The organism is Caldimonas sp., assembly GCF_046291045.1.
Classification (GTDB): domain Bacteria; phylum Pseudomonadota; class Gammaproteobacteria; order Burkholderiales; family Burkholderiaceae_C; genus Caldimonas.
Map to the genome: position 1 here is coordinate 17,436 of NZ_JBKBSL010000024.1, position 23,628 is coordinate 41,063.

At 68.7% G+C, this 23,628-nt stretch carries 23 protein-coding genes; 19 read left to right on the forward strand and 4 right to left on the reverse strand.

Annotation, left to right across the window (positions count from 1 at the left end; genetic code table 11):
- The first annotated feature begins 170 nt into the window (after nt 1–170).
- From ACK4ZD_RS10160 to ACK4ZD_RS10225, 14 genes are all read left to right on the forward strand, one after another.
- Nucleotides 171–1,103 (forward strand): bile acid:sodium symporter, encoded by a 933-nt coding sequence (locus ACK4ZD_RS10160; RefSeq protein ID WP_409661258.1) that lies wholly within the window; start codon nt 171–173, stop codon nt 1,101–1,103.
- Nucleotides 1,104–1,175: 72 nt separating this feature from the next.
- Complete coding sequence (locus ACK4ZD_RS10165; protein WP_409661261.1) at nt 1,176–1,685, forward strand: GNAT family N-acetyltransferase; 510 nt, start codon at nt 1,176–1,178, stop codon at nt 1,683–1,685.
- Between the two features lie 31 nt (nt 1,686–1,716).
- The gene (locus ACK4ZD_RS10170) at nt 1,717–2,523 is read left to right on the forward strand and encodes an HpcH/HpaI aldolase family protein (RefSeq protein WP_409661264.1); all 807 of its coding nucleotides are present in this window, start codon (nt 1,717–1,719) and stop codon (nt 2,521–2,523) included.
- A gap of 37 nt (nt 2,524–2,560) precedes the next feature.
- Nucleotides 2,561–3,457, forward strand: coding sequence for an aldose 1-epimerase (locus tag ACK4ZD_RS10175; protein ID WP_409661267.1), 897 nt, complete (start codon nt 2,561–2,563; stop codon nt 3,455–3,457).
- Nucleotides 3,454–4,365, forward strand: coding sequence for an SMP-30/gluconolactonase/LRE family protein (locus ACK4ZD_RS10180; protein WP_409661270.1), 912 nt, complete (start codon nt 3,454–3,456; stop codon nt 4,363–4,365). The genes ACK4ZD_RS10175 and ACK4ZD_RS10180 overlap by 4 nt, the downstream gene beginning before the upstream one ends.
- A gap of 162 nt (nt 4,366–4,527) precedes the next feature.
- Nucleotides 4,528–5,079 (forward strand): ATP synthase subunit I, encoded by a 552-nt coding sequence (locus ACK4ZD_RS10185; RefSeq protein ID WP_409661273.1) that lies wholly within the window; start codon nt 4,528–4,530, stop codon nt 5,077–5,079.
- Between the two features lie 12 nt (nt 5,080–5,091).
- Nucleotides 5,092–5,955, forward strand: coding sequence for a F0F1 ATP synthase subunit A (gene atpB, locus ACK4ZD_RS10190; protein WP_409661276.1), 864 nt, complete (start codon nt 5,092–5,094; stop codon nt 5,953–5,955).
- Between the two features lie 86 nt (nt 5,956–6,041).
- Nucleotides 6,042–6,302 (forward strand): F0F1 ATP synthase subunit C, encoded by a 261-nt coding sequence (atpE, locus tag ACK4ZD_RS10195; RefSeq protein ID WP_409661279.1) that lies wholly within the window; start codon nt 6,042–6,044, stop codon nt 6,300–6,302.
- Nucleotides 6,303–6,373: 71 nt separating this feature from the next.
- Nucleotides 6,374–6,844, forward strand: coding sequence for a F0F1 ATP synthase subunit B (locus tag ACK4ZD_RS10200; RefSeq protein WP_409661282.1), 471 nt, complete (start codon nt 6,374–6,376; stop codon nt 6,842–6,844).
- A gap of 2 nt (nt 6,845–6,846) precedes the next feature.
- Nucleotides 6,847–7,380, forward strand: a complete 534-nt coding sequence (locus ACK4ZD_RS10205; protein WP_409661285.1) for a F0F1 ATP synthase subunit delta — start codon at nt 6,847–6,849, stop codon at nt 7,378–7,380.
- An 87-nt stretch (nt 7,381–7,467) separates the two neighbouring features.
- The gene (gene atpA, locus ACK4ZD_RS10210; RefSeq protein WP_409661288.1) at nt 7,468–9,021 is read left to right on the forward strand and encodes a F0F1 ATP synthase subunit alpha; all 1,554 of its coding nucleotides are present in this window, start codon (nt 7,468–7,470) and stop codon (nt 9,019–9,021) included.
- Between the two features lie 22 nt (nt 9,022–9,043).
- Nucleotides 9,044–9,913 (forward strand): F0F1 ATP synthase subunit gamma, encoded by an 870-nt coding sequence (gene atpG / locus ACK4ZD_RS10215; protein ID WP_409661291.1) that lies wholly within the window; start codon nt 9,044–9,046, stop codon nt 9,911–9,913.
- A 50-nt stretch (nt 9,914–9,963) separates the two neighbouring features.
- The gene (atpD, locus tag ACK4ZD_RS10220) at nt 9,964–11,364 is read left to right on the forward strand and encodes a F0F1 ATP synthase subunit beta (RefSeq protein WP_409661294.1); all 1,401 of its coding nucleotides are present in this window, start codon (nt 9,964–9,966) and stop codon (nt 11,362–11,364) included.
- Nucleotides 11,365–11,404: 40 nt separating this feature from the next.
- Nucleotides 11,405–11,821: a F0F1 ATP synthase subunit epsilon gene (locus ACK4ZD_RS10225; RefSeq protein ID WP_019562008.1), complete on the forward strand. Its 417-nt coding sequence runs from the start codon at nt 11,405–11,407 to the stop codon at nt 11,819–11,821.
- Between the two features lie 55 nt (nt 11,822–11,876).
- Here the strand turns inward: ACK4ZD_RS10225 and ACK4ZD_RS10230 are convergent, their stop codons facing one another.
- The 3 genes from ACK4ZD_RS10230 to ACK4ZD_RS10240 are packed head-to-tail and all read right to left on the reverse strand — an operon-like array spanning nt 11,877 to nt 13,919.
- Complete coding sequence (locus ACK4ZD_RS10230; protein ID WP_409661298.1) at nt 11,877–12,389, reverse strand: TPM domain-containing protein; 513 nt, start codon at nt 12,387–12,389, stop codon at nt 11,877–11,879.
- 1 nt (nt 12,390) lies between these two features.
- On the reverse strand, nt 12,391–13,299 hold the full coding sequence (locus ACK4ZD_RS10235; RefSeq protein WP_409661300.1) for a TPM domain-containing protein: 909 nt from the start codon (nt 13,297–13,299) through the stop codon (nt 12,391–12,393).
- A 5-nt stretch (nt 13,300–13,304) separates the two neighbouring features.
- Nucleotides 13,305–13,919 carry a LemA family protein gene (locus tag ACK4ZD_RS10240; protein ID WP_409661303.1) on the reverse strand — a complete coding sequence of 205 codons (615 nt, stop codon included), beginning with the start codon at nt 13,917–13,919 and terminating at the stop codon, nt 13,305–13,307.
- Nucleotides 13,920–14,003: 84 nt separating this feature from the next.
- On the opposite strand from ACK4ZD_RS10240, the gene hemE reads away from it, so the two are divergent.
- From hemE to ACK4ZD_RS10265, 5 genes are all read left to right on the forward strand, one after another.
- On the forward strand, nt 14,004–15,095 hold the full coding sequence (hemE, locus tag ACK4ZD_RS10245; protein WP_409661305.1) for a uroporphyrinogen decarboxylase: 1,092 nt from the start codon (nt 14,004–14,006) through the stop codon (nt 15,093–15,095).
- A gap of 350 nt (nt 15,096–15,445) precedes the next feature.
- On the forward strand, nt 15,446–17,479 hold the full coding sequence (locus ACK4ZD_RS10250; RefSeq protein WP_409661308.1) for a primosomal protein N': 2,034 nt from the start codon (nt 15,446–15,448) through the stop codon (nt 17,477–17,479).
- A gap of 161 nt (nt 17,480–17,640) precedes the next feature.
- Nucleotides 17,641–19,050, forward strand: coding sequence for an efflux RND transporter periplasmic adaptor subunit (locus ACK4ZD_RS10255; RefSeq protein ID WP_409661310.1), 1,410 nt, complete (start codon nt 17,641–17,643; stop codon nt 19,048–19,050).
- Nucleotides 19,047–21,068, forward strand: a complete 2,022-nt coding sequence (locus tag ACK4ZD_RS10260) for a MacB family efflux pump subunit (protein ID WP_409661312.1) — start codon at nt 19,047–19,049, stop codon at nt 21,066–21,068. Before ACK4ZD_RS10255 ends, ACK4ZD_RS10260 begins: the two co-directional genes overlap by 4 nt.
- Before the next feature lies 1 nt (nt 21,069).
- Nucleotides 21,070–22,488 (forward strand): efflux transporter outer membrane subunit, encoded by a 1,419-nt coding sequence (locus ACK4ZD_RS10265; protein ID WP_409661314.1) that lies wholly within the window; start codon nt 21,070–21,072, stop codon nt 22,486–22,488.
- Here ACK4ZD_RS10265 and ACK4ZD_RS10270 read toward each other — a convergent pair.
- Nucleotides 22,474–23,628 (reverse strand): 2Fe-2S iron-sulfur cluster-binding protein, encoded by a 1,155-nt coding sequence (locus ACK4ZD_RS10270; protein WP_409661316.1) that lies wholly within the window; start codon nt 23,626–23,628, stop codon nt 22,474–22,476. The two genes, ACK4ZD_RS10265 and ACK4ZD_RS10270, sit on opposite strands and share 15 nt — an antisense overlap.

Here is a 23,628-nt window from a genome sequence, read left to right on the forward strand (position 1 = left end):
GGCCTGACCGAGGCGCAGGTGAGGGCGCACTGCAAGCGTCTGCTCACCGACTACAAGCTGCCCAAGACCGTGGAATTCCGCACCGAATTGCCCAAGTCCCCCATCGGCAAGATCCTGCGCAAGGACTTGCGCGACGAATACCACCGTACCCGCCCGACGAGCTGATCCCCATGTTGACCGACCTCGAAACCCGCCTGCTGGGCCTCATGATGATGGTGATCATGCTCGGCATGGGCGCCTCGCTGACCTTCAAGGACTTTCGCATTGCCTTTCGCAAGCCCCAGGGCCTCCTGATCGGCCTGCTGTGCCAGTACGCCATCATGCCGTTCCTGGGCTACGTGATGAGTCTGGCTCTGGGCCTGCCGCCTGCACTGGCCATCGGCCTCATCCTGATGGGCTGCATGCCCGGGGGCACCACCTCCAACATCTTCGCCTACTTCAGCAAGGGCGTGCTCGCCCTGTCCATCATGATGACCATCTGCTCCACGCTGGTGGCCGTCGTGATGGTGCCGCTGCTGCTGCAGATCTACTCCGGCCTGGCGGGCCTGCCCTCGGAATACACCGTGCCGGCCGGCAACGTGGCCCAGGTGCTCGTGGTACTCATCGTGCCCACTGTGATCGGGATCGCCCTGCGCAAATGGAACCCCAACGTCGGCGCCACCATCGAGCTCATCGGCGGGCTGCTGGGCATCGTCGTGATCCTCTTCCTCATCGTCACCTGGGTGCCGCGTAACCATCGACTGCTTTTCACCACGTCTGGCGACGTCTATGTCGCGGCCATTGGCCTGGGCCTCATCGGCATGACCCTGGGCTATGGGCTGTCGCGCCTGCTGCGCCAGGATGCGCGCCGCAGCCGCACCATCGCGCTGGAGACCGGCATCCAGAATGGGCCGCTGGCCGTGCTGATCGTGCTGCTGACCTTCCGCGACGAACTGCAGCAGCAGGTGCTCCTGATCCCGGTGCTGTACTCGCTGTTCATCGTGCTCACCTCCAGCGCGGTCACGGTTTGGTTCCGCCGACTCACCACGCGCGAGGAACTGGCCCGTGACCAGGCCAAGGTGCCCACCACCGTCCGGCCTGCGCCCGGCGCCGTCAAGGCCTGACCTGCCGCACCGGCCGCTGGGCGGGGCGCATCCCTGGGGGTAGACTGCCGGGGTGCCCTGCCTGCGCCGACGATGACATCCCCTGCGATCCAGCTCCTCACGCCGGACACACCCGAGTGGCTCGAAGCCACCCGGGGCCTCTTCCGTGAGTACGCCGACTCCATCGGCATCGATCTGGCCTTCCAGGGGTTCGACGATGAGCTGGCCGCGCTGCCTGGCGACTATGCCGAGCCCGCAGGCAAGCTGCTGCTGGCCCTGCTCGACGGCGAACCCGCCGGCTGCGGCGCCTTCCGGCCCGCGCCCGAAGCCGACTACCCCAATGCCTGCGAGATGAAGCGGCTCTATGTGCGCCGCGCCTTCCGGCGTTTCGGCCTGGGCCGGGCCCTGGCCCAGGCGCTGATGGACGAGGCCCGCCGAGCCGGCTATTCGGTGATGCTGCTCGACACCCTGGACGACATGGAGGCCGCCCGAGGCCTGTACGCCACACTGGGCTTCGAGGAGATCCCGCCCTACTATTACAACCCCATTCCCGGGGCCCATTACCTGAAGGTCGATCTGGACGACCGCATCACACGGTACTGAGCATAGGCGCCCTGGGCGCCAGGAGGTCCGCATGAACCCCTTCCGCCATCTGCTCAAGGCCGCCGGGGCCCATCCGCCGGTGGGCACCTGGGTCGTCTCCGCCAATGCCCTGGCGGCCGAGGCCCTCGGCCACGCGGGCTTCGACTGGGCTGTGCTCGACCTCGAGCACACCACCACCGATCTGGGCGACCTGGTCCACCTCCTGCAGGCCGTGGGCAACACCCGCATGGTGCCCGTGGTGCGCGTGCCCTGGAACGAGCCGGTGATGGTCAAGCGCGTGCTCGATGCCGGCGCCACCACGGTGATGTTCCCCTTCGTGCAAGACGCCGACGAGGCCCGCCGCGCGGTGGCGGCTACCCGCTACCCGCCCGAGGGCGTGCGCGGCGTGATGGGCTTGAGCCGTGCGACCCGCTATGGCACGGCCCCGCAGGCTCTGCGTCACGCGAACCAGACCCTGGGCGTCATCGTCCAGATCGAGACCCGCGAAGCCCTGGATGCGCTCGAACCCATCGCTCAGGTTCCAGGAGTCGATGCGATCTTCCTGGGGCCGGCCGACCTATCGGCCAGCATGGGCCACCTCGGCGAACCGGCCCATCCGGAGGTGATGGCCTGCCTGGCCCGCGCGGTCGACCGCTGCAAGGCTCTGGGGCGGCCCGTGGGCACCATGGGGGCCTCGCCCGACCTGGTGGCCCAGTACCGTGCGATGGGCTTCGACTTCGTCGGTGTCGGCAGCGACCTCGGCCTGATGATGCGCGCAGCCCAGGCGGCGCTGTCGGCATTGCGCACCCAGGACACCACCATCGTCCATTCGGTGACGGCAGGCACCCTCACACGCTGAGCGCCACGGCGCGGTTACAGCGAGGTACGCGCTTAGGATGGCATTCCTGCCTTCCTACGGCCCGAGCATGCCCCTGAACGAACCCGCCTTCCCGGAACTGCGCCTGGACGCCTGGCGCCTGGCCTTGCGACCCGATCTCGGGGGCTGCGTGGCGGGCTTGTGGTGGCACGGGCACCCGGTGCTGCGCAGCACCGAGCCTGCGGCGCTGGCCGAGGCCCGCCGCGCCGCGTCCTATCCGCTGGTGCCGTACTCCAACCGCATCGCCGAGGGTCGGCTGCCCTGGCAGGGCCGGCTGCACCGGCTGAGGCTCAACGTGGCCGGCAGCCCGCACCCCATGCACGGCGTGGGCTTCCAACGGGCCTGGACGGTGGCGCATCACGCGGCCGACACGGTGGACCTGGTGCTGACCCACCAGCCCGACGCCGACTGGCCCTTCGCCTTCGAGGCCCGCCAGCGCATCGTGTTGTCGCCCGGCGCGGTGCGCTTCGAGCTCTCGGCCACCCACCGGGGCCCGGACACCGCGCCCATGGGGCTGGGCTGGCACCCCTTCTTCCTGCGGCGCCCCGGCAGCCGCCTGCGTGCCGCAGTCACCGGTCGCTGGGAGATGGACGAGCGCAAGCTGCCCTCGGAGCACCGGCCCTGCGCTGCCCTGGACGCGGCCGTCGATGCACTCGACCTGGATCACTGCCATACCGGCTGGTGCGGCGAAGCCTTCCTACACGACGAGACCTTCGACCTGCGTTTGAGCGCCTCGACCCGCCACCTCGTGGTCTTCACCCCGCCGTCGCGCCCCGACTATGCGGTCGAGCCCGTCAGTCACGCCAACAATGCCTTCCACCGGGACGACCCGCTGGCCCACGGCTTGGTGGCCCTGGCCGAGGGCGACACCGCCTCGGCCTGGATGCAGATCGACCTTTTGGACGCCCGCCCATGACCCTCCATCCCGACACCCTGCGGCCTGCGACCGACGCCGCAGCCCTGCTGGGCGAGTCGCCCCTGTGGCACCCAGTCGAGCAATGCCTGTACTTCTGCGACATCCCCGGCCACCGGCTGCACCGCCTGCAGCCGGACACCGGGCGGCTCGACAGCTGGGCCTTCGACACCGACGTGTCGGCCTGCGTGCCCGCCCGTCGCGGCGGGCTGGTCCTCACGCTGCGCACTGGTATCGTGCACTTCGACCCCGCCACCGGGGAGCGCACCGTGCTGGCGCAGCCCCCCTACGACCCGGCTCGCGAACGTTTCAACGACGCCAAGTGCGACCCCGCCGGCCGGCTGTGGGTCGGCACGATCTACGAGCCGCGCGACCCGGCGCTGGCCGCGTTGTACTGCTTGGACGAGACCGGCCACCTGAGCCGGCGCGCTGACGGCATCACCGTCTCCAACGGCCTGGCCTGGAGCCCCGATGCCCGCACCATGTACTGGTCCGACACCAAGGCCCACACCATCTACGCCTTCGACTATGACCTCGCCCGCGGCGACCTGGGCGAGCGGCGCGTCTTCGCGCGCTTCGAGCCCCGCGCCGAGGGCCAGCCGCTGGCGCACTATGGCGGCCGCCCCGACGGAGCGGCAATGGATGCCGAAGGCTGCTACTGGGTGGCGATGTTCGAGGGCGCGCGCGTGCTGCGACTGTCGCCGCGCGGTGAAGTGTTGCATGAACTGCGCCTGCCGGTGCGCTGCCCCACGATGCCCTGCTTCGGCGGGGTCGACCTGCGCACGCTCTACATCACCACCTCGCGCGACAAGCGTCCCGCCGAGGAGCTGACCGCCCAGCCCTGGGCCGGCTGCGTGCTGCAAGTGAGGGTGGACGTGCCGGGGCTACCGGCGGCCGTCTGCGCCGTCTGATCCTGGCTCGAGGCTGGCTCTAGCGACAAGCGCTGCCTCCGGCAAGCCCCTGTCGGATGGACGCGACAAAGTCGCGGCGGCCAGGGGGGTGGAAAGTACGTGGGGGTTTCCACGTATAATCCCGAGGCTTTGCCGCAACCAACTGTAACTTCCGTGCCTGCCATGACCGACCGGAACGATCCCGGCCAGGCGCAAGCGCCGCGGGCCCATGACCCCCAAGGTCATTGGCGCGACGACTGGAAGCAGGAAGATGCGGACGAAGCTGCGCCGTTCAAGCCCCTGACGCCCGAGCAGGCGCGGGCCTGGCGTGCGAAGCACCCGCCGCTCTCGCCCTGGCGGGTGGTCACGGCCCAGGCCGTGGCCGGGCTGGTGGTGGCCGCGCTGGCGTGGCTGATCACCGGCAGGGGCGAGACGGTCGTCTCGGCGCTGATCGGCGCGGCGGCCGTGGTGGTGCCGGGGGCCTTGTTGGCCCGCGGGATGACCGGCGCTTCCGGCACGAACCCCGGTACCTTGTTGCTGAGGTTCATGATCTGGGAGTTGGTGAAGATCGTCGTGGCCGTGGCCCTGCTGGTGGCGGCCGCAAGATTCGTGCCCAACCTGAGCTGGCTGGCCGTGCTGGCGGCGATGGTGGTGTGCTTGAAAGTGAATGGGGCGGCCCTGCTGTGGCGGGGTCGGGTGAAACAGACACAAACCGTCGCCGCAAGCGACCGTTGACGAGAACGAACGATGGCAGCCGAAGGACAAGCCCTCACCGCGGGTGATTACATCACCCACCATCTGGTCCATCTGCAGAACAAGAAGCAGGTCGAGATCATCGACTTCTCCGTCTTCAACCTCGATTCGTTGTTCTGGTCCATCTCGCTGGGTCTGACGGCCGTTCTCTTCATGGCCTATGCCGCGCGCCGCGTGCACTCCGGCGTGCCTGGCCGCCTGCAGGGGCTGGTGGAGATGCTCGTCGAGCTGGTCGACACCCAAGCCAAGGGTATCGTTCACAACGAGACCTCGCGCCGCGCCGTCTCGGCCGCCGCGCTCACCGCCTTCGTCTGGATTTTCCTGATGAACGCGATGGACCTCGTGCCGGTCGATGCCATTCCCCAGCTGTGGCACTGGGCCGGTCCGGCCATGGGGCTGCCCGACTACATGCGTGTCGTGGCCACCGCCGACTTGTCCATCACCCTGGGCATGTCCAGCTTCGTGTTCGCGATGTGCCTGTACTACGGCATCAAGGTCAAGGGCCTCGGCGGCTTCGTGAAGGATTTGTTCTCCGCCCCGTTCCACGGTCACGGCATCGGTGCCGTGTTGCTGGCCCCGTTCAACTTCCTGCTCAACCTGATCGAGTACGCGGCCAAGACCATCTCGCACGGCATGCGGCTGTTCGGCAACATGTACGCTGGCGAGCTGGTGTTCATGCTGATCGCCTTGATGGGTGCGAGCGCCGCGCTGTCGCTGAGTGGCTCGCTGCTCTTCGTCGGCCATGTGATCGCCGGCACGATCTGGGCCATTTTCCACATCCTGATCATCACGCTGCAGGCCTTCATCTTCATGATGCTGACGCTGATCTACGTCGGCCAGGCCCACGAAAGCCATTGAGTTTCAAACCGCCGGAGGGCGTGGGTCCGCCGGCTTTTTTTCGGTTTTTTCTTCCGTCCGTCAACAACCTTCCAATAGGAGCAATCATGGAAAACATTCTGGGTCTTGTCGCGCTGGCTTGCGGTCTGATCGTGGGCCTGGGCGCCATCGGCGCTTCCATCGGCATCGCGCTGATGGGTGGCAAGTTCCTCGAGTCCTCGGCCCGTCAACCCGAGCTGATGAACGAGCTGCAGACCAAGATGTTCATCCTGGCCGGTCTGATCGATGCGGCCTTCCTGATCGGCGTGGCCATCGCCCTGCTGTTCGCCTTCGCCAACCCGTTCCAACTGCCCGGCGTCGGCGCCTGATCGCGGCCCCTTTGTCTCTCTTTGCGGATTGCAATCCGCCCTGGACTCCAGAGAAACGAAAGGCCTGATCCATGAACATCAACGCGACACTCGTTGCGCAGTTCGTGGTCTTCGGCATCCTGATGTGGTTCACGCTGAAATACGTGTGGCCGCCCATCACGAAGGCCCTGGACGAACGCGCACAGAAAATCGCCGAAGGCCTGGCGGCAGCCGACAAGGCCAAGGCCGAACTGGCCCAAGCGAACCAGCAGGTCCAGCAGCAGCTGGCTGCCTCGCGCGATGAAACCTCGAAGCTGCTGGCCGATGCCGAGCGGCGGGCCCAGGCCATCATCGAAGAAGCCAAGAAAAAGGCCAGCGAGGAAGGCGAGAAGATCGTTGCGGCCGCCCGTGCCGAAGCCGAGCAGCAGGTCGTCCAGGCCCGCGAGGCCCTGCGCGAGCAGGTGGCCATGCTGGCCGTCAAGGGGGCCGAGCAGATCCTGCGCCGCGAGGTCAATGCCTCGGTGCACGCCGACCTGCTCAACCGCTTGAAAACCGAGCTGTGACCATGGCTGAGCTTGCAACCATCGCACGCCCTTACGCCGAGGCCCTGTACCGGGTGGCATCGCGTGCCGACGCCGAGGCCATCGCCGACCAAGTCGATGCGCTGGCACGCGTGGCCGCCGAGCCGCAGGTGCGCTTGTTCGCTGCCAACCCCAAGGTGACGCCCGAGCAGGTCTATGACCTGTTCGCCTCGGTGCTCAAAACCCCGCTGATCCCGCAGGTGGGCAACTTCCTGCGCGCCGTGATCGACAATGATCGCCTGACGGCGCTGCCCGAAATCGCGGCCCAGTTCCGTGCGCTCAAGAATGCGGCGGCGGGTTCGGCCGAGGCGCACATCTTCAGTGCCTTCCCCCTGGATGGCGAGCAGCTCCAGGCCCTGCTGCCTGCGCTCGAGAAGCGCTTCGGCTGCAAGCTGCAGCCGCGGGTGGAGGTCGACCCCTCGCTGATCGGTGGCGTGCGCGTGGTGGTGGGCGACGAGGTGCTCGACACCTCGGTCAAGGCACGACTCGAACGCATGAAGGTGGCGCTGACGGCCTGAGGCCAGACCAACGCTTGATCGCCCGGGACGGTCCCGGGCCCGAACTCGGTTCAGGCCCCGGGCCGACAACCAGACTGGGAGTACGCAATGCAACTGAATCCCGCAGAAATTTCCGAACTCATCAAGAGCCGCATCGAGGGTCTCGGCGCCTCGGCCGACATCCGCAACCAGGGCACCGTGGTATCGGTGACGGACGGCATCTGCCGTATCCATGGCCTGTCCGACGCGATGCAAGGCGAGATGCTGGAGTTCCCGGCCGACAAAAACGGTCAGCCCACCTACGGTCTGGCGCTCAACCTGGAGCGCGACTCCGTTGGCGCGGTGATCCTGGGCGACTACGAGCACGTGTCCGAGGGTGACACGGTCAAGTGCACCGGCCGCATCCTGGAAGTGCCCGTCGGCCCCGAGCTCATCGGCCGCGTGGTCGACGCCCTGGGCCGCCCGATCGACGGCAAGGGCCCGATCAACGCCAAGCTGACCGATGTGATCGAGAAGGTCGCTCCGGGCGTGATCGCGCGCCAGTCGGTGTCTCAGCCGCTGCAGACCGGCCTGAAGTCCATCGACGCAATGGTGCCGATCGGCCGCGGCCAGCGTGAGCTGATCATCGGCGACCGCCAGACCGGCAAGACCGCCGTGGCGATCGACACCATCATCAACCAGAAGGGCCAGGGCGTCACCTGCATCTACGTCGCGATCGGCCAAAAAGCCTCGTCGATCAAGAACGTGGTGCGCGCTCTGGAACAGCACGGCGCGATGGACTACACCATCGTCGTGGCCGCCTCGGCCTCCGAGTCCGCCGCGATGCAGTACGTCGCGGCCTACTCCGGCTGCACGATGGGCGAGTACTTCCGCGACCGCGGCCAGGACGCTCTGATCGTCTACGACGATCTGTCCAAGCAGGCCGTGGCCTACCGCCAGGTCTCGCTGCTGCTGCGCCGTCCGCCGGGTCGCGAAGCCTTCCCCGGCGACGTGTTCTACCTGCACAGCCGTCTGCTGGAGCGTGCGGCGCGTGTGAACGCCGACTACGTGGAAGCCTTCACCAAGGGCGAGGTCAAGGGCAAGACCGGCTCGCTGACGGCGCTGCCCATCATCGAGACCCAGGCCGGCGACGTGTCCGCCTTCGTGCCGACCAATGTGATCTCGATCACCGACGGCCAGATCTTCCTGGAGACCAACCTCTTCAACGCCGGCATCCGCCCCGCCATCAATGCGGGCATCTCGGTGTCGCGGGTGGGTGGCGCGGCCCAGACCAAGCTGATCAAGGGCCTGTCCGGCGGCATCCGCACGGACCTGGCGCAATACCGTGAGTTGGCCGCTTTCGCGCAGTTCGCCTCCGATCTGGACGAGGCGACCCGCAAGCAGCTCGATCGCGGTGCCCGAGTGACCGAACTGCTCAAGCAGCCTCAGTACAGCCCGCTGCCCATCAGCCTGATGGCCGCTTCGCTGTTCGCGGTGAACAAGGGCTTCCTGGACGATGTGGATGTCAAGAAGGTTTTGGCCTTCGAGTCCGGCCTGCACCAATACCTGAAGACCAGCCATGCGGCGCTGCTGACCAAGCTCGAGACCGACAAGGCCATGGACAAGGACGCCGAGGCCGAACTGACCGCCGCGATCGTCGCGTTCAAGAAGTCCTTCGCCTAACCCCTCGAGAAGGAGCTCCGTCATGGCGGCAGGCAAGGAAATACGCGGCAAGATCAAGTCGGTGGAGAACACCAAAAAGATCACCAAGGCCATGGAGATGGTCGCCGCCTCCAAGATGCGCAAGGCGCAGGATCGCATGCGTGCGGCCCGGCCCTATGCCGACAAGGTGCGCAACATCGCGGCCAACCTCGCCCAGGCCAATCCCGAGTACAAGCCCCCGTTCTTGCAGAAGAACAGCGGGACTGGGCAGGTCGGCGTGATCGTGGTGACCACCGACAAGGGGCTGTGCGGTGGCCTGAACACCAACATCTTGCGGGCCACGACGGCCAAGCTCAAAGAGCTGGAAGCGCAAGGCCTGAAGGCGCAGGCCGTGGCGATAGGCAACAAGGGCCTCGGTTTCCTGAACCGCATCGGCGCCAAGGTGGTCACCCAGGTCACCCAGCTGGGGGACAAGCCTCACCTGGACCGCCTGATTGGCCCGGTCAAGGTGCTGCTCGACCAGTACGCCGAGGGCAAGCTCGACGCGGTCTACCTCTGCTACACCCGCTTCATCAACACGATGAAGCAAGAGCCGGTGATCGAACAGCTTCTGCCCCTGGCGGCCGACAAGCTGCGGGCCGACAAGGACGCCCACGCCTGGGACTACCTCTACGAACCCGACGCGCCCACCGTCATCGACGAGCTGCTCACCCGCTACATCGAAGCCATCGTCTACCAGGCCGTGGCCGAGAACATGGCGTCCGAGCAATCGGCGCGCATGGTGGCGATGAAGGCGGCGACCGACAACGCGGGCAACCTGATCAACGAGCTCAAGCTCGAATACAACAAGACCCGTCAGGCGGCGATCACGAAGGAACTGGCCGAGATCGTCGGCGGTGCGGCGGCGGTCTGAAGCGGCGCCGCAACCGAAGGCATAACGAATACTGATTGAAGGAACGAAAAATGGCTGAAGGCAAGATCGTTCAGTGCATCGGCGCCGTGGTGGACGTGGAGTTCCCGCGCGACCAGATGCCCAAGGTGTACGACGCCCTGAAGATGGAAGGCAGCGAGCTGACGCTGGAAGTGCAACAGCAGCTCGGTGACGGCATCGTGCGCACCATCGCGCTGGGCTCGTCCGACGGCCTGCGTCGTGGCATGACCGTGACCAACACCGGCGGGCCGATCACCGTGCCCGTGGGCAAGGCCACGCTGGGCCGCATCATGGACGTGCTGGGCCGCCCGATCGACGAACGCGGCCCGGTGAGCCAGGAGCTGACAGCCTCCATCCACCGCAAGGCGCCCAGCTACGACGAGCTGTCGCCCTCGACCGAACTGCTGGAGACTGGCATCAAGGTGATCGACTTGATCTGCCCGTTCGCCAAGGGCGGCAAGGTGGGCCTGTTCGGCGGCGCCGGCGTGGGCAAGACCGTGAACATGATGGAGCTCATCAACAACATCGCCAAGGCGCACTCGGGTCTGTCCGTGTTCGCTGGCGTGGGTGAGCGCACCCGCGAGGGCAACGACTTCTATCACGAGATGATGGAGTCGGGCGTGGTGGTGGACGAGGACCTTTCCAAGTCCAAGGTGGCCATGGTCTACGGCCAGATGAACGAGCCTCCGGGCAACCGTTTGCGCGTGGCCCTGACCGGACTGACCATCGCCGAGTCCTTCCGCGACGAAGGCCGCGACGTGCTGTTCTTCGTGGACAACATCTACCGCTACACGCTGGCCGGTACCGAAGTGTCCGCCCTGCTGGGCCGCATGCCCTCCGCCGTGGGCTACCAGCCGACGCTGGCCGAGGAGATGGGCAAGCTGCAAGAGCGCATCACCTCCACCAAGGTGGGCTCGATCACCTCCATCCAGGCCGTGTACGTGCCCGCGGATGACCTGACCGACCCGTCGCCGGCCACGACCTTCGCCCACCTGGATGCCACCGTGGTGCTCTCGCGGGACATCGCCGCGCTGGGCATCTACCCCGCCGTGGACCCGCTGGACTCCACCAGCCGCCAGGTCGACCCCAACGTGGTGGGCGAAGAGCACTACAACACGACCCGCGCCGTGCAGGCCGTGCTGCAGCGCTACAAGGAGCTGCGCGACATCATCGCCATCCTGGGCATGGACGAACTGTCGCCGGAAGACAAGCTGGCCGTGGCCCGCGCGCGCAAGATCCAGCGTTTCCTGTCGCAGCCCTTCCATGTGGCCGAGGTGTTCACCGGCGCTCCGGGCAAGTACGTGCCGCTGTCGGAAACCATCCGTGGCTTCAAGATGATCGTCAATGGCGAGTGCGATCACCTGCCCGAGCAGGCCTTCTACATGGTCGGCACGATCGACGAGGCGTTCGAGAAGGCCAAGAAGCTGCAGTGATCTGCCGCCTTTCCTTCTGACACGTTAAAGGATCCTGAGCATGGCCACCATTCAAGTGGATGTCGTCTCGGCTGAGGAGTCGATCTTCTCGGGCGAGGCGAAGTTCGTCGCCCTGCCGGGCGAGGCGGGTGAGCTGGGCATCCTGCCCAAGCACACGCCGCTGATCACGCGCATCAAGCCGGGCGCGGTGCGCATCGAGCGGGCGGACAACGGCGAGGAAGAGTTCGTGTTCGTCGCCGGCGGCATCCTGGAGGTGCAGCCTGACCACGTGACGGTGCTGGCCGACACGGCCATCCGCGGCAAGGATCTCGACGAGGCCAAGGCCTTGGAGGCCAAGCGCCTGGCCGAGGAAGCGATGAAGAACGCCAAGAGCGACATCGACTTCGCCAAGGCTCAAAGCGAGTTCGCGGCCATGGCCGCGCAGATCGCCGCGCTGCGCAAATACCGCAAGAAGTGAGCGGCGGTCCATCCGCCCCTCCTCGCGACGCCCGCCTCGTGCGGGCGTCGCGCTTTCAGCGCCGCAAGTCGACGACCGGATCGGGCAATTCGTTCACGCCGGGCTGGCCAGCGGTGGCCGGGAAGTGGCGCTCGAGCAGGGCGCTCACCTCGTCGATGGCCTGAGCCAAACCCTCCTCGAAGCGGCCCTGCGCGAAAGCCTGGGCCATGTGGGCGACGAGCGGTTGCCATTGGTCGGGCGCGATGTGGCGGGCCAGCCCCCGGTCGGCGACGATCTCGATGTCGTGCTCGACCAGCAGCACGTAGATCAGCACGCCGTTGTTGTGCTCGGTGTCCCACACCCGCAGCTTGCCGAACAGGCTGAGCGCGCGCTCGCGGAGGTTGCCGTCGCGCCAAAGGTAGGACAGCGGCAGGCTGGCTTCGACACACACGCGGATCTGCCCGGTGTGGCGCCGTTCGCTGTCGGCCACACGCTGCTGCAGGCGCTGCAGCGCGGCCTCGTCGAGCACACGCCGCGCGTCGCGTTCGTCCCACCAGCGGTGCTTCAGGAAGCGCAGCAGACCGACCATCTCACCACCTTCCTGAGGCGCCCCCGCCTCCGAAGCTGCCCCCACCTCCCGAGCCAAAGCCGCCGCCACCGCCAAAGCCCCCGCCACCGAACCCTCCGGAGCCGCCGCCCCAGATGATGGGGCCGCCGCTGCGTCGTGAGCCGCCGCCGCCCATGGCCAGCGCCAGCACCAGGGCGACCCCGCCGATCAGCAGGCCCAGCAGCAGCGAGGCGGTCACGAACCAGCCCACGGCACCGATCAGGCCGCCGGTGGCGATGGAACCGAGGCGCCGGCCCAGCACGCCGGACAGCACCCCGGCCACGATGGGCGTGCCCACCAGCACGAAGGCCAGCCACTCGCCCAGGCCGGGTGGGGTGTCACCGTGCCGGCGCCCCTGGGGGGGCGGGGGCAGGCCCTCGCCGCGGATCAGGCCCATCAGGTGCTCCAACCCGGTGTCGAGGCCGCCGGCAAAATCGCCCTGGCGGAAGGCGGGGGTGATGAACTCGTCGATGATGCGGAAGGCGGCCAGGTCGGGGATGGCGCCCTCCAGGGCCCGCGCCACCTCGATGCGCACACGGCGGTCGTTCTTGGCCACGACCAGCAGCACCCCGTCGCCCACCTCGCGGCGGCCGATCTTCCAAGTGTCGGCCACGCGCCAGGCATAGGCGGCGATGTCCTCGGGTTGGGTGGTGGGCACGATCAGCACCACGATCTGGCTGCCGTGGCGCTGTTCGAACGCCGCCAGCTTGGCTTCCAGCGCCTGCTGCTGCTCGGGGCGCAGGGTGCCGGTCTGGTCAATCACGCGGGCGCTGAGCGCGGGCACGGGCCGCAGATCCTGGGCGTGCGCGCCGGCGGCCAGCAGGGCCAGCCAGGCCAGCAGGGTGCCGAGCAGGGCCGGCCAGACGGCCCGCGATCGGACGGTGGGGCGCATCGTGTTCAGCGAGAGGCCCCGCCGCCGAAGTCCACCGTCGGCGGGCGCGAGATCTCGGCCTCGTTGGCCACGGTGAAACTGGGTTTGGCCTGGTAGCCGAAGACCATGGCCGTCAGGTTGGTGGGGAAGCTGCGCGCCAGCACGTTGTACTCCTGCACCGCCTTGATGTAGGCGTTGCGCGCCACGGTGATGCGGTTCTCCGTGCCTTCGAGCTGCACGCGCAGATCCTGGAAGGCCTGGTTGGCGCGCAGCGTCGGGTAGTTCTCGCTGATGGCCATCAGGCGCGACAGCGCGCTGGACAGTTCGCCCTGCGCCTGCTGGAAGCGGTTGAAGGCCTCGGGGTTGTTGAGCGTCTCAGGCGTCACCTGGATCGCGGTGGCGCGCGAGCGGGCCTCGATCACGCGGGCGAGGGTTTCCTGTTCGAAGTTGGCCTCGCCCTTGACGGTGTTGACGATGTTGGGGATGAGGTCGGCGCGGCGCTGGTACTGGTTGAGCACCTCGGACCACGAGGCCTTGACCTGCTCGTCCAGGCGCTGGAAGTCGTTGTAGCCGCAGCCGCTCAGGGCCAGGCCCAGCAGCAAGAGGGCAGTCAGGCCCAGGCGATGCAGGAGAGGTTTCATGATGACCTTTCTTCCGGAGGGGAGGGTGAGCGATCTTGCCACGCGCCACACGATGGGGGCAGCCCCGACTTTTACAATCCCCCGATGACCGCGCCTTTGCACAATGATCAGTTCCTGCGCGCCCTGCTGCGCCAGCCCACCGACCACACGCCCGTCTGGCTGATGCGCCAGGCCGGCCGCTACCTGCCCGAATACCGGGCCACACGCGAGCGCGCCGGCAGTTTCATGGGCCTGGCCACCTCGCCAGCGCTGGCCACCGAGGTCACGCTGCAGCCGCTGGAGCGCTACGACCTGGATGCCGCGATCCTGTTCTCGGACATCCTCACCGTGCCTGACGCCATGGGCCTGGGCCTGAGCTTCGCCCAGGGCGAGGGGCCGCGCTTTGCGCATCCGGTGCGCGACGAGGCGGCCGTGGCGAAGCTGGTCGTGCCCGACATGGCGCGGCTGCAGTACGTGTTCGATGCGGTGCGCTCGATCCGGCGGGCCCTGGCCGGACGGGTGCCGCTGATCGGCTTTTCCGGCAGCCCCTGGACACTGGCCTGCTACATGGTCGAAGGCGGTGGCTCGGACGACTACCGTCTGGTCAAGAGCCTGATGTACCGCCGCCCGGACCTGATGCACCGTCTGCTGGCGGTGAATGCCGATGCCGTGGCCGCCTACCTCAACGCGCAGATCGAGGCGGGGGCCCAGGCGGTGATGGTGTTCGACTCCTGGGGGGGGGTGCTGGCCGACGGGGCGTTCCAGACCTTCAGCCTGGCCTACACGCGGCGTGTGCTGGAGCAGCTCGTGCGCGAGCACGAAGGCCGGGTGGTGCCGCGCATCGTCTTCACCAAGGGCGGGGGGCTGTGGCTGGAGGAGATCGCCGCGTTGCCCACCGAGGCCGTGGGCCTGGACTGGACGGTGAACCTCGGGCAGGCTCGCCGCCGCGTGGGCGACCGGGTGGCCTTGCAGGGCAACCTCGACCCGAGCGTGCTGTTTGCCGAGCCGGCCCACATCGAAGCTGAAGTGATCCGAACGCTCGACAGCTTTGGACCGCCCTGCGATCCCGACGGCCGCTGGGCCGGGCATGTGTTCAACCTGGGCCATGGCATCAGCCCGCTGACGCCTCCCGAGCATGTCCAGGTGCTGGTCGAGACGGTGCATCGCCACTCGCGCCGGCAACGCGCCGCGAGCTGACAGGCTTTGCGCACATCGCACGGGTCAACCCGAATGACCCCGGAAATTGTTCCGTTGCATCTTGACTTATCCCCAAGTTGGCGCATGAACACGTCGAACCGCGTCCATGCTGCACTGAAGCATGGTTGGGCCGAGGGTCGAGGCTAAGTCATTGATTTATATAGGTTTCATTCGCATGCCCGACGCTGCATCAAACCAAGGCAGCGACGGTGGCACAAGCACTTAGCGTGCGTTTTCTCAGCTTGCCCACAAAGTTGTCCACAGATTCTGTGGATGCCTGGAAAAGTGCTTTTCGCTCAAGTGCTTAGGCAGCTTTTCTCGACAGATACACAGGATTCGCCGCCAAGTCGATGTCTCAAGACCTGATCCTGGCCGTCGTTGTCGATGCACCGCAGCACAGTGCGCTGCGTGGCGTGCTGAGCTATCGCAGCCCGAAGGCCTGGCCGCCGGGCACGCTGGTGCGGGTGCCGCTAGGGCGGCGTGCGGTGTGCGGCCTCGTCTGGCCGCAGCCGGCGCAGGAGGCGCCCGACCCCGGCGTGGCGCTGCGGCCGGTGATGTCGGCGCTGGAGACGCTGCCGCCGCTGCCGGCGGCCTGGTGCGAACTGGTGGCCTTTGCGGCGGGCTATTACCAGCGCAGCCTGGGCGAGGTGGCGCTGGCGGCCTTGCCGCCGGAGCTGCGCCGGCTGGACGACCGACAGCTCGCCTTGCGGCTGCGGCGCCTGGAGCGGCTGCGTCCGACCGGCGGGGCGGTGCCGGCCGTGCCCGAGCCCACCGCCGAGCAGGTCGCGGCCCTGCAGGCCTGGCGCGAGGCGGGGCCGCGGCCGGCGCTGCTGTTCGGCAGCACTGGCAGCGGCAAGACCGAGGTCTATCTGCGAGCAGTGGCCGATGCACTGGCGGCGGGGCGCCAGGCCCTGGTGCTGGTGCCCGAGATCAACCTGACCCCCCAGCTCGAACAGCGCTTTGCCGAGCGCTTCCCCGACCGGCTGATCGTCTCGCTGCACAGCGGCCTGACGCCGGCCCAGCGGCTGCGCCATTGGCTGGCCGCCCACCTGGGGCGGGCCGACATCGTGCTGGGCACGCGCATGGCTGTGTTCACCCCGCTGCCGAGGCCGGGCCTGATCGTCGTCGACGAGGAGCACGACCCGTCGTACAAGAGCCAGGAAGGCGCCCGTTATTCGGCGCGCGACCTGGCGGTGTACCGCGGTCGGCTGGAGGACTGCCCGGTGCTGCTGGCCTCGGCCACCCCGTCGCTGGAGAGTTGGCACCAGGCCGAGCGGGGTCGCTATGTGCGCCTGACGATGCCCAGCCGCATCGGCGGCGCAGCGCTGCCGGCGGTGCGCTTGATCGACCTGAACCACGTGCCGCGCTCGGCCGCCCACCACGAGGCCCTGAGCCCGCCGTTGCTGGACGCCTTGGCCCAGCGGCTGGCCCGCGGCGAGCAGAGCCTGGTGCTGCTCAACCGGCGCGGCTATGCGCCGGTCCTGCATTGCCTGGCATGCGGCTGGAAGAGCGGCTGCCCGCACTGCAGCGCCTGGCGGGTTTTCCACCGCGCCGACCGCAGCCTGCGCTGCCATCACTGCGGTTTCACGGAACGGGTGCCGCGGGCTTGCCCGGACTGCGGCAACCCCGACATCCGGCCGGTGGGCCGCGGTACCGAGCGGCTGGAAGAGCAGCTCGCCCAGGCCCTGCCCGCGGCGCGCCTGGCCCGCATCGATGCCGACACGACCCGCGCCAAGGGAGCGCTGCAGGCCCGGTTGGCGAGTGTGCATGCCGGTGAGGTGGACATCCTGGTGGGTACGCAGATGGTGGCCAAGGGCCACGACTTCCGCCGCATGACGCTGGTGGCCGTGGTCAACCCCGATGCGGCACTGTTCTCCAGTGATTTTCGTGCCGGGGAGCGGCTGTTCGCCCTGCTGATGCAGGCGGCCGGCCGAGCCGGACGCGATGCCGCGCAGGCGGCGCGCGCCGAGGTGCTGGTGCAGACCTGGCATCCCACTCATCCGCTGTACCAGGCCCTGCGCGCGCACGACTACGAGGCTTTCGCGGCCAGTCAGTTGGCCGAGCGGGCGATGGCCGGGCTGCCGCCGCACGCCCATCTGGCCCTGCTGCGCTCCGAGGCCCGCAGCCAGGAGGCGGCTCAGGCCTGGCTGGAGGCTGCTGCCGGCTTGGCTGGCGACCCCGAGGGCGTGACGATCTACCCGCCGGTGCCGATGGGCGTGCCGCGCGTGGCCAACGTGGAGCGCGCCCAGATGCTGGTGGAATCGGCCTCGCGGCCGCTGCTGCAGCGCTTCTTGGCGCAGTGGTGCCCCCGGCTGCACGAGCTGCGCGGCGAGCACAAGGGCCTGCTGCGTTGGGCGGTCGACGTCGATCCGTTGGCAATCTGACGGCCTCGGGGCCGTGGCCGCCGGTGGGGAGGACTTGACCCCGGGCTTTACAAAACTTCCGACTTGCAGTCACCGCGCTTCACGCAGGGCTGCCACACTGGAGGCTGCAAGCGCGGCTGTGGCGTCTTGCGCCCTCCACAGACCCTACCCCCGGTTCGACCATGTCCTTTGTTTTGCCGACTGTCCCTTTTCGACGCTGGGGCCGATGGGCCCTCGCAGGAGCCCTGCTGGCCGCGCTGGCCGGCGCGGCCTGGTGGGGCTGGCTGCGCTTGGGCCGTGCGCCCGATCCGCGTGAGGTCTATCAGATCGTCAAGGTGCAGCAAGGCGACATCGAGGATCTCGTCACCGCAACGGGCACACTGCAGCCGCGCGACTACGTGGACGTGGGGGCGCAAGTGTCGGGTCAGTTGCAGCAGATCCATGTCGAGGTGGGCAGCACCGTGGCCAAGGGGGATCTGCTGGCCGAGATCGATGCGACTGTGTACGCGGCCAATGTGGACGCCCGCCGCGCATTGCTGCGCAATCAGCGCGCGACCATGGTCGAGCGTGAAGCCCAGCTGCGGCTGGCGCAGATCCAGTACGAGCGCCAGAAGAACCTGATGGCCGCTGACGCCACGACCCAGGAGGCCCTGCAGCAGGCCGAGACGGCCCTGGCGGCCGCGCGTGCGCAGATCGAGGCGCTGAAGGCCCAGATCGAGCAGTCCGAATCCACACTGCGCGCCGACGAGGCCAACCTGCGCTTCTCGAAGATCTATGCGCCGATGGACGGCACGGTGGTGTCGATCACCGCCCGCCGGGGGCAGACGCTCAACACCAACCAGTCGGCGCCCATCCTGATGCGCATCGCCGACCTGTCGACGATGACGGTGCAGACCCAGGTGTCGGAAGCCGACGTGAGCAAGCTGCGCCTCGGCATGCCGGCCTACTTCACCATCCTGGGCGGGCAGGGCCGGCGCTGGCATGGCGAGCTGCGCAAGATCGAGCCCACCCCGACGGTGACGAACAACGTGGTGCTCTACAACGCCCTGTTCGACGTGCCCAACCCCAACCAGACGCTGATGACGCAGATGACCGCCCAGGTGTTCTTCGTGGTGGCGGCTGCCCGCGATGCGGTGTGGGTGCCGGCGGCGGCCGTGACGGCCCCCGCGCGGCGCGCTGCGGGCGAGAGCAGGCCGGCCGCGGCGGGCGCGTCCCACGGCCCGGCGCTGACCCCGGTGGCCGATGGTCTGCCCAGCCGGCAGGCCTTGGCGGCGATGACGCCCGACGAGCGCCGCCAAGCGCTGGAGCGGCTCAGTTCGGAACAGCGCCAGGCCCTGCGCGAGCGCCACCGGGCGGCCGGCGAGCCGGGTGCCCCGCGGCGGGGTCTCGTGCGCGTGATCGATGCGCAAGGGCGCATCGAGGAGCGCAGCGTCGAGCTCGGGGTGAGCAATCGGGTGCAGGTGCAGGTGCTGTCTGGCCTGAGCGTGGGCGAGGAAGTCATCGCCGGTGAACGTCCGGCCCGCGCGCGCGGCACCGAGCGGACGTCGGGGCCGACGTCCGGCCCGCTCGGCCTGGGGATGCCGCGGCGATGAAGTACGAGCCCCAGGCTCCCCTGTCGCCCGCCGCGCAGGCAGCCGCGGCGCCGCCGCTCATCGCGCTGTCAGGCGTCACGCGCGTGTACAACGCCGGCGAGGCGGCAGTGCAGGTGCTGCACGGCATCGACCTCGAGATCCACGAGGGCGAGTTCGTGGCGATCATGGGCGCCTCGGGCTCGGGCAAGTCCACGCTGATGAACATCCTGGGCTGTCTGGACCGGCCCACGGCGGGCAGTTACCGCTTCCAGGGACGCGAGGTGGGCTCGCTCGATGCCGACGAGCGAGCCCGCTTGCGCCGCGAGGAGTTCGGCTTCGTTTTCCAGAGCTATCACCTCATCGCAGGCGCCACCGCGGCCGAGAACGTCGAGGTGCCGGCGATCTATTCGGGCAGCCCGCCGGCGCGCCGTCATGCGCGCGCGCGCGCGTTGCTGGCCGGCCTGGGCCTGGCCGACCGACTGCACCACCGACCCAGCCAGCTTTCGGGCGGACAGCAGCAGCGCGTGTCCATTGCCCGCGCGCTGATGAACGGCGGGCGCATCGTGCTGGCCGACGAACCCACCGGGGCGCTGGACAGCAAGACGGGCGAGGAGGTGATGCAACTGCTCACCGAGTTGTGGCAGCGCGGGCACACGGTGATCCTGATCACCCACGAGCGTGAGGTGGCCGACCATGCCCGGCGCATCATCGAGATCAGGGACGGCCGCATCGTCGCCGACCGGGCGCAGCAGGGGCACGTCGCGGCGCCCGCGGCGCATGCGGGCGGCCCGACCGAGGCCGCCGCCCTGGCCCCGCCGATGCCGCCGGGCCACGAAGGCACCTTGGCGGCCGAGATCGTCGAGGCCGCGAAGATGGCCTGGCGCTCGCTGCGCAGCAACGTCTTCCGCTCGGTGCTCACGCTGCTGGGCATCGTGATCGGTGTGGCCTCGGTGATCGTGATGATGGCCATCGGCGACGGCGCCAAGCAGCAAGTGCTCGAGCGGGTCAGCGCGATGGGGTCGAACCTGCTGCTGGTGCGTCCCGGGGCGCCCAATCAGCGCGGCAGTGGCGGCATCACCACGTTGGTGAACGAGGACGTGGTGGCCATCAACGCCGAGGTGCCCAATGTGCTGGCGGCCATCCCCGAGCAGAACACCTCGGTGACGGTGCGCTTTGGCCACCAGGACTTCCAGACCTATGCCAACGGCACCTCGCACCTGTTCCCGCTGGCGCGCCAGTGGCCGGTGGAGCGCGGCATCTTCTTCAGCGAGGCCGATGCGCGCGACTACGCCGCCGTGGCCGTGCTCGGGCAGACGGTGGCGCGGGCGCTCTTTCCCGATGGCGAAGATCCGCTAGGCAAGCACGTGCTGGTCAACAACCTCGTCTTCCAGGTGATCGGCGTGATGGCCGAGCGCGGTGCTTCGCCGTCGGGTTGGGATCTGGACGATGTCATCCTCATCCCCTTCGAGACCAGCAGCCTGCGCGTGTCGGGGCAGCGTCATCTGCGCAACGTGACGGTGGCGGTGGAGGACGTGAGCCGCATCGACCAGACCCAGCAGGACGTGGAGCTGCTGTTGCTCGAACGCCATGGCGTGGTGGACTACCAGATCCGTAACATGGCCTCGGTCATCGAGACCACCGAGCAGACGGCCAACACCATGACCATCCTGCTGGGCTCGATCGCGGCGATCTCGTTGCTGGTGGGCGGCATCGGCGTGATGAACATCATGCTGGTGTCGGTGACCGAGCGCACGCGCGAGATCGGCATCCGCATGGCCACGGGGGCGCGCGAACGCAACATCATGCAGCAGTTCCTCATCGAGGCCCTGGTGGTCACGGCCCTGGGTGGCGCGGTGGGCGTGGGCGTCGGCCTGGGCGTGGCCGCGCTGGTCGGGGCCTTCGGGCCGGCGGTGCAGGTTTCCACCACGCCGGTGCTACTGGCCTTCGGCTGTGCCTTCGCCACCGGGCTGGTGTTCGGTTTTCTGCCGGCGCGCAAGGCGGCGCGCCTCGATCCCGTGGTCGCCCTGGCGGCCCAATGACATGAGTGCCGTGTTCCCGTTTCGACTGCGCATCGCGGCCTTGCCGCTATTTCTGAGCCTGGCGGGTTGTGCCCTCCAGGGCCCGGCCACCCGACCCGAGCTGGCGATGCCCCCCGCCTGGACCACCCCCGTCGCCGCGACGGCGGCGCCCGAAGGGTCTTGGTGGCGCAGCTTCGGTGCGGCCCCGCTGCTCGACCTCATCGACGAAGCCCTGGCCGCCAACCCCGATTTGGCGCAGACGGCCGAGCGCGTGGTGCAGGCCGAGCTCCAGCTGCGCAGCGCCGGGGCCTCGCTGTTTCCCACCGTCAGTGCGGGCGCCGGCACCTCGGCGCGCCGCAGCGACGGCGGGCAGGGGCCGTCGAGCCGCAGCGAATCGACCAGCGCCTCGCTGTCGGTGAGCTACGAGGTGGACCTCTGGGGCCGCCTGGCGGCCGGCCGCCGAAGTGCCCAGGCGGGTGTCCGGGCCAGCCGGTTCGACCTGGACAGCGCCCGTCTCAGCCTGGCCGCAGGGGTGGCCCAGGCCTGGTTCCAGACCCTGGCGCTGCGCGTGCGCCTGGACATTGCCCGCGAGAATCTCGCCCTGGCCGAGCGCCTGCTCAGCATCGTCGAGGTACGTTACCGCAACGGCGCGGCCTCGGCGCTGGACCTGAGCCGCCAGCGCACGACGGTGCTGAGCCAGCGCGCTGCGCTGCTGCCGTTGCAGGAGCAGTTGCGCCAGACCGAGGGGGCGCTGGCCTTGCTGCTGGGCCGTGCGCCCCAGGGCTATGGGGTTCCCGAGGCGGACTTCGCGGCCCTGGTCATTCCCGAGGTGGCCCCGGGCCTGCCCTCCGAGTTGTTGATGCGTCGCCCCGACCTGGCCGCGGCCGAAGCGCGCCTGGAGGCGGCCGATGCGAACGTGGATGCGGCGCGGGCTGCGCTGTTCCCATCGTTCGAGCTTTCGGGCTCGGCGGGCTTGGCCTCGGCGGCCTTGTTGTCCTTCAGCAACCCGGTCAGCACCGCCAGCTTGGCCGCCTCGATCGCCCAGACCCTCTTCGACGGCGGGCGCCGCGAAATGCAGGTCGAACTCAACGAGTCCCAGCGCCGCCAGCTCGTCGAGGGCTACCGCGCCGCGGTGTTGTCGGCCCTGCAGGAGGTGGAGGTGGCGCTCGCCCAGTCAGCCCGCTACCGCGAGCAGGAGCGGGCCCAGCAGACCATCCGCGAGGAAGCTCAGCGGGCGTTGCAACTGGCCGAGCGCCGCTACCGCGAGGGGGTCGATGACCTGGCCACCCTGCTCGATGCCCAGCGCACCCTGTTTGCGGCCCAGGACACCCTGGCACAGACTCGACTGGCGCGGTTGACCGCGGCGTTGGACCTGTTCAAGGCGTTGGGCGGGGGGTGGTCCCGGGGAGGCGGGGCCGAGCAGCCCTCAGCCAGGCGTTGAGCCGACACTGGCCAAGCTCACATCAGACCGAGGCGCGACGCAGCATGCCAGGACTTGTCCGGCCGGGACGTCCCACTCGGGTCGAATCACCTCGCGCACCTCGCCTGACAACAGGCGCACGGCGCACTGTCCGCAGGTACCGTTGCGGCAGTCATGGCGGACAGGAATACCGTGTTCCAACAGCGCGGCCAGCACACTGGGTTGCCCGCTGAAGCGCAGGGCTTCGCTGTGGCCAGCCCAGTGCAGCATATAGGTCGTGGCGTCCGGGTTGGCGGGCGCGGCGAAGGCTTCGAAGTGGATGTGTGCGTCGGGCAGGCCCGCGTCCAGGAGTTGTCGGCGCAGGCTGTCCATCATCGGGGCCGAGGCGCACATCCACACGGCGCCGGGGCGGCCGGTTTGGCTCAGCGCCAGCAGGTGCTCGCCTGTGAGGCGGCCTCTCTGACCTGACCAGCCTTCGTCTCGACCCGTGAACAGCGCAACGAAACGCAGACGGTCGTCGCCGGCTGCCAGCGCCTCGAACTCGGCGCGGTAGTCCATCCATTCGCCGATCTCGCGCACGGACCACAGCAGGGTCAGGGGCACCGGGCGGCCGCGTCGCTGCCACTCCTGCAGCATCGCGCGCATGGGCGTGATGCCGATGCCGCCGGCCACAAGCACCTGTTCACCCGTCATTGTGGGAGGCCAGGTGAAATGGCCGGCCGCAGGCAGGGCCAGCAGGGTGGTGGCGGGATGGGCGTGGTCGTGCAGCCAGGGCGAGACGAGCCCCGAGGGCTCACGCTTGACGGCGATCTCATACACCCAGGCCAGATGGCGCCAGCTCCAGCGAGGCAGCGCCGCCAGCGAATAACGCCGGCTTTGGGAGCCCCCGGGCAACGCAGCGCTGAGCGTGAGGTACTGGCCCCCCCGCGCGCCGCCGGGCCACCAGCGCCAGCGCCCACGGCAGGGGTGGAGCCACAGCTGCACATAAGGGCCGTGGTCGGCTCGCGCAACCACGCGCCAGGGCCGGGGCTGCGCAGCGGCCCGACGGCGCTGGTCGAGTCGGTGACCGCGCAAGGCTTGGACCAGGCCGAGCCCGAAAGCGCAGGCCGCCCACAGCAGGGTTGCCGCCGAGACGCTCAGCAGGCCGTAGGCGAGCCACAT